This is a genomic window from Lujinxingia vulgaris (assembly GCF_007997005.1).
Classification (GTDB): Bacteria; Myxococcota_A; Bradymonadia; order Bradymonadales; family Bradymonadaceae; genus Lujinxingia.
The window spans coordinates 47,644-63,046 of the sequence record NZ_VOSL01000052.1 but is presented as its reverse complement, the minus strand read 5'-3'; the positions used below and the strand labels follow the sequence as shown (position 1 = coordinate 63,046).

The 15,403-nt window shown below is 62.0% G+C and carries 12 protein-coding genes; all 12 read left to right on the top strand.

The features are described 5' to 3' along the window. Positions 1-197: 197 nt before the first annotated feature. The 12 genes from speD (at position 198) to FRC96_RS11740 (ending at position 15,332) form a co-directional block, all read left to right on the top strand. Positions 198-605 carry an adenosylmethionine decarboxylase gene (gene speD, locus FRC96_RS11795; RefSeq protein ID WP_146974697.1) on the top strand — a complete coding sequence of 136 codons (408 nt, stop codon included), beginning with the start codon at positions 198-200 and terminating at the stop codon, positions 603-605. A 158-nt stretch (positions 606-763) separates the two neighbouring features. After that, positions 764-1,609 (top strand): polyamine aminopropyltransferase, encoded by an 846-nt coding sequence (speE, locus tag FRC96_RS11790; RefSeq protein WP_230470178.1) that lies wholly within the window; start codon positions 764-766, stop codon positions 1,607-1,609. A 295-nt stretch (positions 1,610-1,904) separates the two neighbouring features. After that, positions 1,905-2,864: a hypothetical protein gene (locus tag FRC96_RS11785; protein WP_146974695.1), complete on the top strand. Its 960-nt coding sequence runs from the start codon at positions 1,905-1,907 to the stop codon at positions 2,862-2,864. A gap of 92 nt (positions 2,865-2,956) precedes the next feature. Further along, on the top strand, positions 2,957-5,266 hold the full coding sequence (locus tag FRC96_RS11780; protein ID WP_230470177.1) for a tetratricopeptide repeat protein: 2,310 nt from the start codon (positions 2,957-2,959) through the stop codon (positions 5,264-5,266). Positions 5,267-5,295: 29 nt separating this feature from the next. Further along, entirely contained in the window at positions 5,296-9,042 is a 3,747-nt protein-coding gene (locus FRC96_RS11775) for a tetratricopeptide repeat protein (RefSeq protein ID WP_146974693.1), read from the top strand. Then, positions 9,039-10,370 carry a tetratricopeptide repeat protein gene (locus FRC96_RS11770; RefSeq protein WP_146974692.1) on the top strand — a complete coding sequence of 444 codons (1,332 nt, stop codon included), beginning with the start codon at positions 9,039-9,041 and terminating at the stop codon, positions 10,368-10,370. Before FRC96_RS11775 ends, FRC96_RS11770 begins: the two co-directional genes overlap by 4 nt. After that, on the top strand, positions 10,363-10,611 hold the full coding sequence (locus FRC96_RS11765; RefSeq protein WP_146974691.1) for a hypothetical protein: 249 nt from the start codon (positions 10,363-10,365) through the stop codon (positions 10,609-10,611). The genes FRC96_RS11770 and FRC96_RS11765 overlap by 8 nt, the downstream gene beginning before the upstream one ends. Positions 10,612-10,873: 262 nt before the next feature. Beyond that, positions 10,874-11,515: a MotA/TolQ/ExbB proton channel family protein gene (locus FRC96_RS11760; RefSeq protein ID WP_146974690.1), complete on the top strand. Its 642-nt coding sequence runs from the start codon at positions 10,874-10,876 to the stop codon at positions 11,513-11,515. A gap of 118 nt (positions 11,516-11,633) precedes the next feature. Further along, positions 11,634-12,296: an ExbD/TolR family protein gene (locus tag FRC96_RS11755; RefSeq protein WP_146974689.1), complete on the top strand. Its 663-nt coding sequence runs from the start codon at positions 11,634-11,636 to the stop codon at positions 12,294-12,296. 55 nt (positions 12,297-12,351) lie between these two features. Beyond that, positions 12,352-12,963 carry an ExbD/TolR family protein gene (locus FRC96_RS11750; protein ID WP_146974688.1) on the top strand — a complete coding sequence of 204 codons (612 nt, stop codon included), beginning with the start codon at positions 12,352-12,354 and terminating at the stop codon, positions 12,961-12,963. A 179-nt stretch (positions 12,964-13,142) separates the two neighbouring features. Beyond that, positions 13,143-14,537, top strand: coding sequence for an AgmX/PglI C-terminal domain-containing protein (locus tag FRC96_RS11745; RefSeq protein ID WP_146974687.1), 1,395 nt, complete (start codon positions 13,143-13,145; stop codon positions 14,535-14,537). 195 nt (positions 14,538-14,732) lie between these two features. Beyond that, entirely contained in the window at positions 14,733-15,332 is a 600-nt protein-coding gene (locus tag FRC96_RS11740; RefSeq protein WP_146974686.1) for a hypothetical protein, read from the top strand. Positions 15,333-15,403: the final 71 nt, after the last annotated feature.

Here is a 15,403-nt window from a genome sequence, read left to right as displayed (position 1 = left end):
CTGCGGTTGGAGACGCGAGTGAACTCACACCACGGTGATTTATGCGCACGATGGTAGCGAACTTCGCTCTGGACCAGGCTCCGTTGGCGAGGTCGCTTCGAGGCGAGTCCGATGACTAGCTCATCGGCTCGAGAGATGCCGAGAAGGGACCAACGCGGAGCGTGGATTCGGAGCGACCATCCACGAGGTAAAACGAATTGGAAGCTCTCGGACGTCAACTGATCCTCGAGTATTACGGGTGCCCTGCAGAACGACTCAATGACGCCTCCTTTGTGGAGGAGGTCATGGTGGCTGCAGCCGAAAGCATGGGTGCCCATATCGTCTGTGTGAACTTTCACCAGTTCAACCCCCACGGTGTCAGCGGGGCGGTTGTGATCAGCGAAAGTCACCTGACCATTCACACCTGGCCGGAGTACGGCTATGCGGCGGTCGACGTGTTTACCTGCGGCACCGTGATCGATCCGTGGGAAGCGCACGCCTTTCTCAAAGAGCGTTTCGGGGCGACCCGTGAGAGCACCGTGGAGTTTCGTCGCGGTTGCTTCGATGTAGCGCCGGGCACGTTGCCCTCGGCCTACGGCGTGACTCACGAAGATCTCGACAGATAAGTCATCACAATTAGCCGCGTATCGGCGGCGTCGCATTCCGAACAAAGGGAGCGACTCGCCGCGCGCTTGAGGTTCGGGCAGTGCAAGCGCTGATGCCCCGGGTACGCCCGGGGTGTGGGCGAGTTTGTGCTCAGCTCCGGTCCGACAAGGAGAAGATCATGGCCAAGATCGTCTTTCGCGATCCCCTTAACCGCAACACGGTCACCGAGCACACGGTCAGCGAGTGGCTCTTCAGCCAGGAGACGCCTTACCAGCAGGTCGACGTGTTCCGCACCCCGGAGTTCGGCACGGTGCTGGCGCTCGGGGGCGTGATCAACGTCTCGGAACGCGATGAGATCGGTTATCACGAGATGCTCGCGCACGTGCCGCTCTTTGCCCACCCCAACCCCCGGCGTGTGCTTATTATCGGCGGCGGTGACGGCGGGACGCTTCGCGAGGTGGTCAAACATCCGCAGGTGGAAGAAGCGGTGATGGTGGAGATCGATGAGGTCGTCGTCGAGCAGTGCAAAATTCACCTGCCGAAGGTGGCCAGCGCGTTTGACCATCCCAAAGCGGAGCTCATTATTGGCGACGGCCTGGCGTACGTGAACGATGCGCCCGACGCCTCGTTCGATGTGATCCTGGTCGACTCCACCGACCCGGTCGACGCGGGCGTGGTTCTGTTTACGCCGGAGTTCTATGCGGCGTGCCATCGCGTGCTTCGCGCCGACGGTATTCTGGTGCCGCAGAGCGACTCGATCGTCTATCAGCCGACGCGGGTGGCCGGCGTTGGCAAGATGTTGCGCGAGCAGTTTGAGCGCGTCGATTTCTACACCTCGATTGTGCCGACGTACCCCGGTTCGCTGTGGGCATTTGCCTTCGCCTCGAAGGGGCCGCATCCGGTGGAGGGGCTGGACTCCGAGCGGGTCGCGGTGCTGGATGCGCAGCTCTCGTACTACCACGAAGATCTGCACCGGGCGGCGTTTGCGTTGCCGAAGTATCTGCGCGATCAGCTTCGCGGTTGAAGCCGGGGGGCATTAGGGCGTAGGTTGTCCGGCCCGGAGTGCGCAGCGCTCCGGGCCGGCCCTTTTCTTGACGCGGGCGGAGCTTCGACACAGGCTCGGGATGGATTGGGGCCCGAAGATTGATGTGAATGCCGCCCGCGATGGGGGCGTCAAAGCCGGGGGCGGGGCTCTTGAGATCGCCCGGTAGGTCAAGTAGTCTGCAGCCGATTTGATGGTGAGAAACCACGCTTGCGTGGAACGCGTGGCGGGGACGTGCATGCGTGACCGAGATAAATTCGACGTGAGGAAGCCGTTTATGCAACGACGAATGTGGCCTGGCGTGATCCTTTTAGTGTTGCTGTGGTGCATCGCACCGCTCAACGCGGTGGCGCAGCAGGAGAGTGAGCAGGCGCCGGTGGAGGAGACGCAGTCAGCGGAGTCGACACCGCAAGAGGCAGCCGAGGGTGAGGCCGCAGGCGATGCGCCTGACGCGCCGACCGATGGGGAGCCCGCAGAAGGGCAGACCGAGGAGCAGGCCGCAGCTGGCGCGTCCGAGGAGCAGGCTGCCGCTGAGAGCGAGGAGGCGGCGGAGCCGGTCATTGGACCGGGCGGGCGCGAGCTGCGCACCGATTATCCCGGCACCGAAGAGTCGCTGCAGGCGCGCATGGACACCGACCGCATCGAAGGCATCGAGATCCCTGACGGGGAGAGCCCCGAAGAGGTCTACGACCTGCGCGTGCGTGACCTGGAGACGAAGATCGACGACCTCAAAGAGCGTGTCTTTCGCTCAAAGAGCCGCATCGTCCTGTTAAAAGAGACCATCCTCAGCGGAAACCTCGCCGGCAGCCGCGCGGTGATTCGTTTTGAGAACGACCTGGGCTCAGCCTACAACATCCGCCGCGCGCTCTTTAGCGTCGACGGCTCGCGCGTCTTCAACGAGCTGGATCGCGACGGCAACCTCAGCCGGGCCAACGAGTTGGAGGTCTTCAGCGGGCCGGTCAACCCGGGCACGCGCACCGTCTCGGTCAATCTTGAGCTGCAGGGAAGCGGCTACGGGGTATTCTCGTATGCGCGCGGCTACGAGTTTGATCTTCGCTTCTCCTGCAACTTCACCGCCGAGGAGGGCCGCACCACCGTCGTCACCGTGCGGGCCTATAAGGGGGGCAACGCCTTTACAGCTCACGAGGATCGTCCCGACGGGGTCTGTCAGGTCACGATGGTTGAGCTGAACCTCGAAGACCTGGAAGACGATCAGGCCGAGGCAGCCGGCGAATAAGCCGGAGACGTAGGAGCGCGAGCGCAGCTCGCGCGCCAGTGCAGTGGTGCTCGATTCGAGGTCGCGCGATGCGATTAAGGTGTTGGCAAGCGATGGTTTATCCTCTCATCACAGCCCGGGGGGCGGTAGCGTTGATGCTCCTGAGCGGGCTCTTGCTGGGCGTCCCGGAGGCGGCGGCTCAGGAGGAGATCGGCGCCTCGACGGCCCGCCAGCGCGTCGACCAGATCGCCGCGCAGATCGATGAGCTCGAAGAGCGCTACCTGGTGCCGGCGGTCGTCGAGAGCCGTTTTCGGCTGGAGTCTCGCTTCAATGACGCCAAGGTCGCCTACCTGCTGGGCGACTACCCCCGCGCCAGCGTGCTCTTTGTGGCCGTGGTGGATAACCGGCAGGTTCGTCAGTTCGACAGCTATGGCGAGGCGCTTTACCTGCTCGGAGATAGCCTCTACCAGCTGCGCAGCTTTCGCGCCGCGCGGACCTTCTTTCGCCAGGTGGTGGAGCTTGGGCCGGGCGGATTCTACCAGCCGGCGATCGTGCGCCTCCTGGAGATCGCCGGAGAGATCGGTGACTACAGCGGCGTCGACGCCCTCTACGCGCGGCTCGATAACCTCGAGGAAGTCACCCCGGCGCTGCACTACACCCGTGGTAAGACGCTCTATCAGGAAGGGCGCTACCGCGCGGCCCGGCCCTGGTTCCAGCGTGCGGCACGTGATGCGGAGTATGCGCTGGTCGCGCGCTATTTTGAGGGGGTCACCCTGGCCGCTGACGGCGACATCGCAGAAGCCCGAGAGGTCTTCACGACGCTGGTCGCGCAGAGCCCCTCGACCCCGGAAGATAGCCGCGTGGTCGACCTGGGACATCTTGCGCTGGGGCGTCTGGCCTATGAAGAGCGGCAGTTCGATCTTGCGATTGACCACTACCTGCAGCTACCCCGAACAAGCCCGTACTTTGAGCGTTCACTCTACGAGCTGACCTGGTCGCTGGTCTCCAAGGAGAGCTATCAGGCAGCGCTTCGTAACCTGGACATCCTGCTGATCTCCGATCCCGATCCGCGCTTTGTTCCCGAGGCGAAGCTGCTGATGGCTGATCTCTCCATGAGGCTTCGCCAGTACGATCAGGCCCGGCTGTGGTTTAACGACATCATCGCCACGTTCACACCGGTGCGCACCGAGCTTGTGAGTTTTATTGAGTCGCAGCCTGACCTTCAGAGCTTCTTTGTGGAGCTGGTTCGTCAGGATCTTGAGGGGCTTCGCCCTGACTATATGCCGGCGATGGTCTCGGACTGGGTCGAGGGAGAGCCCCTGATGGCCGACGCTCGCCAGCTGGTCTCCGACGGCTCGCTGACGCAGGCCGACATCGACGAGGCCCAGGCGGCCCTGGCCGAGGTGGAGCAGATGCTCTCGTACGGGTCGAATATCGAGGCGTTCCCGGTGCTCTCGGAGGGCTGGAAGCGGGGGATTGCGCTGGAGGCTGAGCTGATCTCGCTGGAAGCGCGTCTGATCGACGCGGAGCTTCAGGGGACCCGAGAGGTTCTGGGCCCCTCGGAGCGCCAGCGTCTGGCAACCCTGGAAGCCGAAGTCGACACGTTGCGTTCCCAGCACCAGAACGGTCCTCAGACACTTGATGAGTTGCAGAGCCGCAACAGCGCGATCCGCGAAGACTTCGGTCGGCTCAACAGTGAACTCGAGCGTGTAGCCTTCGATATTGAGAGCCTGGAGATCAACCTCGACGGGATCGATACGTACCTTCGCCAGAACCCGGTCGAAGGATTCAGCGCCGAAGATCGTCAGAAGGTGCGCCAGATTCGTCAGGACCTGCGCGACGAAGTTCGTCGCCTGCAAGAGGAGCACGCCCGGCTCAGCCAGGAGATCGTGGCGGTCCAGCGTCAGTTCGGCGCACGCGACGCCACGCTGGTGCAACAACGCGAGGCGCGCGAGGCCTACCACCGCCGTCTGATGGCGCTGGGAGAGCTTATCGATGAGCAGCGCGCCCGACTCGGCAGCTCCAGTCGTGGCGAGGCTTTAGCGCTTGCCGAGCAACGTCGGCGGCTTCCCGAACTCAAAGATCAACTCAATACGTACTTTCAGGGCATTGATCAGGTCATTGAGGAGCGCGTGGTCGATATTCGCGCCACCGTCGAAGTGGAGCGTCAGGAGCTGGCCTCCTATCAGCAGGAGCTTGACGCCTGGCGCTCGGAGACCGAGCGCGCCGTCTCTTCGATCGCGCTGTGGAACTTCACCCAAGTCGATGATGAGTTTGACGCGCTGATTCGGCGAGGTCACGTGGGACTGCTCGATGTGGGCTGGCAGCGGAAGGAAGATGCCACGCGTGACATCAACCAGCTCTTCGAAGATCGCTCCACCGAGATCAATGTGTTGCGCGAAGCATTTCGCGAGGTCCGGTGACCATGGGCCTGAGAGCAGTGAGGCAAAAGATGGCTGAATCGTCACACCAGCGACGTCGGGGGCGCACCTCAAGCGTGTTGGCGCTGCTTTGCGTTGCGCTGATCTCTACCGGGGAGGCGCGCGCCCAGGATCCGGTCGACGAGGACCTGCGCGAGGCCGACGTCGAGGTTGAGGCGCCCGACGCCGAGGGGAACTCCGAGGCGGCGCCCGAGGATGAGGCGGACACGGAGACCGCTGATGCGGCCGATGGCGAGACGGAGGCTACGTCCGAGGATCGCCCTCTGGGCGCGCCAGTCGATGAGACCGAAGATCTCGAGGCCCAGAGCGAGCTTGAAGCTCCTCGTTCCTCCGATCCGGCCTTTCGTCAGGCGTTGAGTGACTACAGCGAGGCTTACGAGCGCTACGCCACCGCCATCCAGGACTATCAGGACACCATCAACGGCATCGTCGAGGCGGAGTTCAACCGCCGGCTGGCCGAGATCAATAACGCTTATGACTCAAAGATCCGTGCTGGTGAGGTGATCGAGCGCGAGCGTCGTATCGAGGCGATCGCCTCGTTTGAGCAGTTCCTGTCCGATGTTCCCAACGATCCCGAATACACCCCCGACGCGCTCTTTCGGCTGGCCGAGCTCCAGTTTGAGAAGGCCAACGACGACTACTTGATGGCCGATGAGGCCTATCAGGCGGAGCTGGAGCGCTACGATCGCGGCGAGATCGCCGACGAGCCTGACCCACCACAGCGGGACTTTCAGACCAGCGCGGCGCTCTTTCGCCGCCTGATCACCGACTGGCCCGAGTACCGCTCGGCCGACGGGGCGTACTACCTGCTGGCCTACGTCGAACTTCAGATGGGCCGTCCGGATGTGGCGCGCGACCTCTGGGCGGAGCTCATCGTTCAGTACCCGGAGAGTCGTTTCGTCAACGAGTCCTGGCTGCGTATCGGTGAGTACCACTTCGAATACGCCGAAGCCGAAGGCCCCGACCAGATCCTGGAGAACCTCAACCTGGCGCGTCAGGCCTATGAAAACGCCATGGACACCGAGGGGAGCGCCTTCTACTCCGAGGCGCTCTACAAGCTGGCCTGGACCTACTACCGGCTCGGCGACTACCACCAGGCGATCACCAACTTCAAAGAGCTCGTCGAGTACAGCGATGAGGTCCAGCGTCGCACCGGTCGCTCCGGCGCCGCGCTCCGCCAGGAGGCCGTGCAGTATATCGCCATCAGCCTGGCCGAAGAAGACTGGGATCTGGGGGAAGAAGACTACACCCAGGAGTTCGATCCAGACGCCGATCCGATGATGGATCGGGTGCGCCAGTACATCTCCAGCGGTCAGCCTTATGAGCGCGAGGTCTTGGCACAGCTCGCTGACTACGTCTTTGAGCGCTCGAACTTCACCCAGGTCGTGGAGCTCTACGAGTACATGCTCGAGCAGTACCCGCAGCACCGCGATAATCCCAAGATTCACGAGCGTATCATCGTCGCCCTGCACCGTGATGGTCAGCCCGAGGCCGCCTTCGCGGTGCGTCGGCAGATGCTTGAGTACTATGGGCCGGAGAGCACCTGGTTCGCCTACCACGAGCGCCTGGGCAACGAGGAGGCGCTGCGCGGCGCTGACTCCCTGGTGCGCGATAACCTGCTGACCGCAGCGACCTGGTACCACGAGCAGGCCCAGAATCTGCGCAATGAGGCGTTGGTGCGCCGCGATCCGGCGCTGCTTGCGCTCACCGAAGAGCGCTACGCGATGGCTGCCGACGCCTATGAGCAGTTTTTGCGCCGCTATCCCAACGATCGCGAAGTCTTCCAGTGGAACTTCTTCTACGCAGAGTGTCTCTATTACTCGGCGCAGTACGAGCAAGCCTTCCAGCAGTATCAGGTCGTTCGTGAGCTGGATATTGAGAACAATGAGTACCAGGAGGTCAGCGCGTTCAACGCGATCAAGGCCCTGGAGTTCATGATTCGCGATCAGGTCGAGCGCGGGGAGCTGACGCCGACGGCGATGGCCGGTGCCAACATCGATCAGGCCCGCCAGGCGGCACAAGAACTCGAAGAACAGCGCGAGTACGACGAGTCCCGTGGCGAGCAGGCGATCACCGTGGAAGGGGAGCCCGTGCCGCCCTTGGTCGAGCGCTTCGTGACCGCGATGGACCGCTACGTGGTGTTGCGCCTCGAAAACAGCGAAGACGCCTTTTTGGGCGCGAAGTTCGCCTTCCAGGCTGCCAAGGTCTATTACGACTTCCGAAACTATGAGGAGGCCCGCCGGCGCTTCGCCTGGGTCGTGGAGAGCTACCCGGAGCACGAGGTGGCCTACCTTGCGGGCAGCCTGATCCTGGAGAGCTTCCGCGATGAAAACAACTACGCGGCCATGGCCGAGTGGGCCGATCGCCTCGCCGAGGTCATCCGTGGCGATCAGGCTGAAGCGGTGCGTGCCGAGGTGCGCGAGTTCCGTCTGGGAGCACTCTTTAAGTCTGCCGAAGATCTTTACGCAGCTGAGAAGTACGAAGAGGCCGCCGAGGAGTACCTGCGCCTCGTCAACGACGCGCCCGATCACCAGTACGCGCCCAAGGCGTTGAACAACGCGGCGGTCGCCTACGAGGTGATCCGCAAGTTCGACTCGGCGCTGCGCCTCTACGAGCGTGTCTACCGCGAATACCCCGACGATAACCTCGCCGGCTACGCCATCTACCGCGTCGCGGTGAACTCCGAGCAGTTCTTCGAGTATGAGAAGGCCATCCAGCACTACCAGCTCTTCTACGATCGCTACCGTGGCGAGAGCCCGCCGGAGCTCGCCGGGATGGGCTTCGATATCGAGGACCGCCGAAAGACCTCGTTGATGAGCATCGCCGTGCTCAACGAAAGTCTGCAGAACTACGAAGAGGCCGCGCAGACCTACTCGGAATACGCGCGCGCCTACTCCGAGGATGAGAACGCCGCCGACGCCCTCTGGAAAGCGGCCGAGGTCTGGGAGAAGAACGACCAGCTCGATCGCATGGTGAGCACCCTGGAGCGCTACATTCAGACCTATGGCGGGGCCGAAGGACAGGAAGATCGCGGGATGGAAGCGCGTCTTCGCATCGCCCAGGTCTATGAAGATCGCGGCGATACGCGCCAGTCTGCCCGCTGGTACAACGACGCGCTGGAGACCTTTGAGCGCCTCGGATTGGAAGCCCCCAACTATTATGCCGCTCAGGCTCAGTTTATGTTGGTCGAGCACGAGTTCCGAGAGTGGGAGCAGGTCAAGATCCAGGGCTCCGTCGCTCAGCAGGGACGCATCCTTCAGCAGAAGATCGAGGAGCTTCAGGAGCTCGCCGCCGAGTACGGAAAAGTCTTCGGCTACCGCAGCTTCGAGTGGACGCTGGCCGCCAACTACCGCATTGGCTACCTGGCGCAGAGCCTCGCCGAGTCGCTCTACGAGGTCCCGATCCCCTTCGATGAAGACTCCGACGAGTATTACATCTACCAGGGCGAGTTGGAGAACGTGGCGTATCCGCTGGAGGAGCAGGCCATTGAGCGTTACGAACGAACGATCGCGGAGGCTCGAAGTGCCCGGGTCGTCAACGAATGGACTAAGCGCACGCTTGAGCAGCTCAACCGCTATCGGCCTGCAGACTATCCGCTCTTTAAAGAAGAGCGCCGTATGCGCGAAGGAATCGCCCAGCAGGGAATCCCGTACCTGACCGAAGCGACGTATCAAGCCCGTCAGGAGCGCGAAGAGCCTGGCGCCGAAGAAGCGACTCCTGCCAACGAGCAACCTGCCGCTGAGGAGGACGCACCATGATCAAGCTGCCTCGTACCACCCGACGGGCCCTCAGCATCGCGGGGATCTGCCTGCTCACAATGAGTGGTTGCTCCACGGGGGAGCCTCAACCCGACGACGTGCCTGTCGAGACCGAGGTTCCCGGACCGACCGGGGCTCAGTCCGACGATCCGTCGCGCCCGGAGCAAGCGGCGCAGAGTCGTCAGCAACAGCCCGAACCCGCGGAGGTCGCCGGCCATGTTCAGGCCCGAATCGATGCGGCGATCTCGCGTATCGATGAAGGCGATCACGCCACGGCGATCGATATCCTCAGCGAGCTGGTTGAAGAGCCGGAGGGAGGCTATCTGGCGGCGTTTAATCTGGGCGTCCTCTATGATCGGCAGGGCGACGGCGAAAACGCGGTGCGTCGCTACGTTCAGGCGCTTCAGCTTGAGCCGGACTTCTCGCCGGCCCTGGTTAACCTGATCCGCCTCTACATCCGCGCCGGCCAGATCTCGGAGGCCGACGCGGCCGCACGACGCATGATCGATGCTCGCCCCGACAATCTTGACCATCGCGCCGCCCAGCTCGAGGTCACGATCGCGCAGGGACGCTTCGAAGACGCGGTGCGCGGCGCCCGTGACATCCTGCGCAAGGATGAGCGGCATGTGGAGGCGATGTTTCAGATGGCCCGCGCCAACTACCGCCTTGAGCGCTACGAGTTGGGTCGTTCGATCCTCACAAGTGCGCTCAAGCTGGCTCCGGAGCGGGCCGATCTCTTCTACCTCTTCGGCGTGATTGAGTGGGAGCTTGAGAACACCGACGGGGCGATCGCCAACTTCGAGAAGGCCGTCGAGCTGCAGCCTTTCTTCCCGGAAGCCCGCAACAACCTGGCGGTCTTACTGCATGAGGCCGGCGACTACCCCGGGGCGATCGCCCATCTGCAGAAGGCGGTGGAAGACTTCCCCGAGTTCAAAGAGGCGTACGTCAATCTGGGCAACTCGCTGAAAGGCGCCGCCAAGTATGGTGAGGCTGAAGCGGCCTTCAAACAAGCGATCGCCCTCGACAGCGGGTTCGCTGACGCCCACTTCAACCTGGGGATCCTCTACCTGGAGAGCGAGGTGCCGGGTTATGAGGAGATCGAGCGCTACACAAAGGCCATCGAGTCCTTTAACGCCTACCGCACCGCCGCGCGGGATCGCTTGAGCGATAGCGATCCGGTCAATGCCTACATCAACGAAGCCAACGGCGCGATTGAGCAGGCCCGCGCGCGCGAAGAGATGTTGCGCCGTCAGCAGATGCTTCAACAACAACAGTCGGAGCCTGAGGATGGCGCCGAAACCACCGAGGAAGGAGGCGATGATGCGTAAGATGCTCACCCTGATGGCCTGTACGGTGTTGGCCGGCGCCCTGACGCTGGTCGCGTCGCCTGAAGAAGCCGTGGCGCAACAGGCGATCTTCGAGTTCGACGAGATCGTCGTTGAAGGTCGAATCCAGAAGCCGGAGGCCTTTTACATCATCCAGGCGGCCAACCTCAGCTACGAGCCCGTCGATCCCAAACCGAGTTTCCTCCCGGAGCTTCTGGAATCGGTAGAGGAGGAGCCATTTTAAGGGATCGTAACAAGCCGTTAAGTGGCGAATTCACGCGGGATTCTCGCGTTATCGAGGCGCAAAAAAGCGCTTTGCTGGCCCAAATTCTTTGTGTTATACCTTCTTCCCTCAGTGGGCGCTTTTAAGCAGGTCCACCGGCGCCATGGGGCGTCAAGGCTCGGCAAGCCAACAGGGTTTCCGAGACCAAAGTTCGCACGTAGGTCACTCGTTAAAAGTATTGCCGAGCAAGCTACAATCACAACACGTACGGAGGTAATCGGACATGGCTGCGATCGCTGAAGCCTTTCGCGACGGTGGGATTTGGATGTACTCCATCCTTCTTGTCAGTGTCGTCGCGCTGGGCGTGACTCTTGAGCGTTTCTTCTTCCTTTTCTTCAAATACAACATGAATGCGCAGGCGTTTATGGCCCAGATCCAGAAGCTGGTGATGGCCGATAACGTCGACCGCGCGATCAAGTTGTGCAACGCCGCGCCCTCCCGCGTGGTTCCCCATGTCATCAAGGCTGGTCTTACCCGCGCCAACAAAGGCGAGGTCGAGATTCAGAACGCGATGGAAGAGGCCACTCTTGAGATCGTGCCCAAAGTTCAGAAGCGCACCAACGCGCTGCTGACCATCGCCAACGTCGCCACCCTCATGGGTCTTCTCGGTACGATTGTCGGTCTGATTGAGGCGTTCGAAGCCCTGGAGACCGCCACCCCCGAGAACCGCCAGCGCATGCTCTCGCGCGGTATCGCCATGGCGATGAACACCACCGCCTTCGGCCTTATCGTCGCGATCCCCACGATGGTCGCGCACCTTCTTCTCTCCGGTGTGACCAAGAAGATTCTCGATGACGTCGATATGTACAGCGTCAAGCTCGAGAACCTCCTTGTGACCCGCGGTAAAGGCGGTCCGGTCGAGTGAGCAACCTCCGTGTTCGGTAGAGTGACGGGGCGCCCGCAGCTGGCGCCCCGTGCTTTCCCGGCCTGCGGCAGATAGCTCGCATCAGTAAGTACGTCTACGATTTCGTTAAGGAGGCCAGATGGCTCGTCGAAAGCGTGAGGAAGTCAAGCTACCTCAAGATATCGACCTGGCGCCGATGATGAACCTGGTCATCATCTTGATTCCCATGCTCTTGCTCTCCGTCGTCTTTATGGAGGTCAGCGTCATCAACGTGACGATGCCTCTGGGCGGTGCGACCACTTCGGATCGTACAGAACCCGAAGATGACAAACAGCCGCTCAATCTGGCGATCAGTATGACGGCTCAGGGCTTCTACATCACTGCCGCTGGCACGAAGATGCAGCCGATGCCTGGCTGTCCGACGGGTGGGCCTTCGATTTGTCTCGAAGATGACTCCATCGACCCGGCCGCGCGATTTGAAGAGTCACGTCGACTCTACGCATCGGGCGACAAGATTCGCGGTGAAGAAGTGCTGCTGGAGGGTCTCAGCGCCTACAACTACCGTGAACTCTACAACCGTCTCTCCACCATCAAGAATGAATTCCCGGAAGAGACGACCGTCACACTGACCGCCGACGCGGAGCTTCCCTTCGCGCTGACGACTCGCGTGATGGACGTGGTGCGCTTCCGCCTGGAAGAAGACTCGTACGATAACAACGAGGACTTCTGGGCCGCCAAGCCGCGCACGGAAGGCGACACCTATTCGATTCTCTTTGGCGACCCGGCGTTCGGTGTCCTCTAAAAGAGCGTTGACTCGAAAACTCGCAAAAGAAGAACTCATCTTACGAGTGTGATCCATGGCAGATAATCAACAAGGTGGCTTCGGTCACGACGACGAAGAGTGGATCAAGGCGCAACGCGCTCGCGAAGCCAAGCGCGCCAAAAGCGCTGCTCGCCGCGAGGATGGCGATGGGCCCGGACTGAACATCAACTCGTTGATGGACATCCTGGTGATCATGCTCGTCTTCCTGCTCAAGAGCTACGGTGAAGAGCCGCTCAAGGCGATCGACGAGGACCTTAAGGTTCCGCAGAGTGCCTCGCAGCTCGCTCCGGAGGATGCGACGACCGTCACGGTGACGCGCACAGCGATTCTGGTGAACGACAACCTGGCCGTCGATGTCAAAGACGGCGCGGTTGATCCCAGCCAGAAGAGTGGCGGTGGCGAGTCGGGCATGAGCATCACGCCGCTGCTCGATGAGCTGAACAAAGCGGTGGAGCAGAAGAAGAACGAGCAGCGCCTCCTTCAAGAGGACTATGTTCCGGAGGCGACGATCATCGCCGACCAGACTACGCCGCACCGACTTATGCTGGAGGTGCTCTTCACCGCATCGCAGGCTCAGCTCAATCAGTTCCGCTTTGCGGTCATCAAGTCGACGTTCTCGTCTCTGGGTGGTCAACCCGCAGAATGAGGCCAGATTTAATCTCCTGCCCTTTCTCTATCGGGGCATCGCCGTGAGTATGAGGGGGGCAGGGGATGGATCGGATGGACCTCGTCGTTTAGGTTCGCGAGACTTGGCGTAGGAAAATTGGTGGCTTTGACGGGGGCTCTCAGAGCCCACCGAGGTGTCAGGCTCCGAGGAAACGCACCATGGCAAAAGCATCCGGTCGAAAAATCTTGCGGGTTGGATTGATCCAGAACGAGAAAGTTCTGGAAGAACGTCTCCTCCGAAAGGAAGAGACGGTTTCGATCGGATCCGACTACAAACGCAATCTGCTGGTTCTACCGGCATCCAATCTGCCGAAGTCCTTTGCGCTCTTCGAGCCTTCGGGCGGCAGCTATACGCTTCAATTTACCGACAAGATGGAGGGGCGCGTCTCTCGCGGCGGGTCGGTGCAGTCCTTTGAGGAGCTGCGCGCCAGCGGCGTGGCCAAGAAGAAGGGCGACGTCTACCAGGTCAAGCTCGACGTCACGATGCGTGGACGCGTGGTGATCGGCGAGGCGACGGTCCTCTTCCAGTTTGTGACGCCGCCGCCGGTACGCCCGGCGCCCGTGTTGCCCGCGTCGATGCGGGGCGGGTTTATGTCGAGCATCGACCGACCCCTGGCGATGCTGCTTCTTCTCTCCGCGCTGATTCAGATCGGTTTTGTGGTCTTCGTAGAGAACCAGGATTGGCCGGTCCCGGAAGAGACCCAGTTCCAATTCCCGGATCGCATCGCGCGGATCATGGTGGAGGAGAAGCAGGAGGAGCCTGAGCCCGAAGAGATTGAGCTCGAAGAGACCGAGGAGGGCGAAGGGGAGAACGAGGGTGAGGCGGCCCCGGAGCCGGCGGAGCCCGCTCCGAGTCGCACGCCCGAAGAGGTCGCGGACGCTCGTCAGGAAGAGCGTCTCCGCCTGACCGAAGAGGTCCGTGATGCGACCGTGCTCCGCGTGCTTCAGGCCGACGGTGAAGGTGGGGAGTCGGCGATTGCGCGCGTGACCGACAGCCTTCGAAATCTGGGTGCCGATGAGGCGTTTGCCGGCTCCTCGCGGGTGGAATACCAAGCCGGAGGAGGCGATCGCCTCGCCCTGGGTCGGGGAGACAGCGAGGCCGACGGTGTCGGGACGCGCGCCGACATCGGTGAGATTGGCTCCACGAAAGGGGCATCGAAAGCTAAGGGTGGTGTCGATACCGGTAAGCGTGAAGAGACCACGGTTCGCGCACGTCCGGTGCAGATTCAGAACCCCGATGACGCCATCGGGGGCACCCTCGACCAGGCTGCAGTCTCGCGAGCGTTACGTCAGATTCAGCGCAACATCCAGGATTGCTACGAGCGCGAGCTGCGGCGCAACAATAGCGCGCAGGGTACGGTTCGCGTCCTGGTCACGGTTTCGGCCGCGGGCTCCCGTGGGCGCGTGAGCGACGCGAAGGTTGCCGCCGATGGTGTCGGTGGCGGCGTGGGCCAGTGTGTGGCCCAGGAGATTCAGCGTCGACTGCGCGTGCCGGCCCCCGAAGGTGGCGATTCGATGTTTACCCTGCCCTTTGTATTTTCGCCCGGGGGCTGATCGTCGGCCCGGGTCGGGGGGGAGCGCCCATTCTTGATGTGCGCGTTGGCGATCTTATAATTAAGTGGAGACGATCACGACGACGGGGGAACCCGCTCTGCTCATGCAGAGAGTTGGGAGCCGTCGCAACCGGTCGGGCCGCGCAACGTTAGTGTGAAGTGAGGCGCCTCCCGACCCTTGATCCCAGGATTTGGTATGAACACCACGATGCGATGGGCGACGATGGTAGGGCTCACGTTGCTGCTGGCCGGGCCGAGCGCTCTGGCTCAGCAAAATGGCGACGGCGAGCGCCTGTTGACCGATTTCAACGATCGCAACGGCGGGGGGGTGATTGATGAGGATCTCGATTCGCTCTCGCCCGGTCAGATGGGGGAGCGCGCGGCGAATAAGATCGACGCGATGCGCGTCACTCTGGAGAGCACGAACCAGCTCTTGGAGAGCGCTCGCGATGAGGAGCGCGATATTCTGAAGATTAACTGTGTGAATGAGAAGTTGGCTTCGATCAGGGGCTTTGTGAAGGTCAGCGAGCAGAGCTACGTCAGCCTGTCTGATAGCGTAGCGGCCAATGACCTGGAGGCGTCCAAGCACCACTACACGCTGATCAGCATTGCCGGTCAGCGTGTCTCCGGCCTGGGGGAGGAGGCGCGGGTGTGTGCCGGTCAGGAGCTTCGTTACGCGGATGACGCGGTGCTGGAGGTCTCGGTTGACCCCGGTATCGGTTCTCCCGACGAGGAGTTCCTTGGCGATGAGCGGGACGTGCTCGATCGCCTGCCCGAGCTGACCCCCTATCAATAAGCCAGTGGAGGCGCATGGTGTGCCGCGCCTCACATCCCGATAGATGAGTGTGCCCATGACGGGACGATGGA

Coding starts and splice junctions, on each gene's coding strand:
- speE (WP_230470178.1), top strand. CDS start 764: ATGGCCAAGATCGTCTTTCGCGATCCCCTTAACCGCAACACGGTCACC.
- FRC96_RS11785 (WP_146974695.1), top strand. CDS start 1,905: ATGCAACGACGAATGTGGCCTGGCGTGATCCTTTTAGTGTTGCTGTGG.
- FRC96_RS11780 (WP_230470177.1), top strand. CDS start 2,957: ATGGTTTATCCTCTCATCACAGCCCGGGGGGCGGTAGCGTTGATGCTC.
- FRC96_RS11775 (WP_146974693.1), top strand. CDS start 5,296: ATGGCTGAATCGTCACACCAGCGACGTCGGGGGCGCACCTCAAGCGTG.
- FRC96_RS11770 (WP_146974692.1), top strand. CDS start 9,039: ATGATCAAGCTGCCTCGTACCACCCGACGGGCCCTCAGCATCGCGGGG.
- FRC96_RS11765 (WP_146974691.1), top strand. CDS start 10,363: ATGCGTAAGATGCTCACCCTGATGGCCTGTACGGTGTTGGCCGGCGCC.
- FRC96_RS11760 (WP_146974690.1), top strand. CDS start 10,874: ATGGCTGCGATCGCTGAAGCCTTTCGCGACGGTGGGATTTGGATGTAC.
- FRC96_RS11755 (WP_146974689.1), top strand. CDS start 11,634: ATGGCTCGTCGAAAGCGTGAGGAAGTCAAGCTACCTCAAGATATCGAC.
- FRC96_RS11750 (WP_146974688.1), top strand. CDS start 12,352: ATGGCAGATAATCAACAAGGTGGCTTCGGTCACGACGACGAAGAGTGG.
- FRC96_RS11745 (WP_146974687.1), top strand. CDS start 13,143: ATGGCAAAAGCATCCGGTCGAAAAATCTTGCGGGTTGGATTGATCCAG.
- FRC96_RS11740 (WP_146974686.1), top strand. CDS start 14,733: ATGAACACCACGATGCGATGGGCGACGATGGTAGGGCTCACGTTGCTG.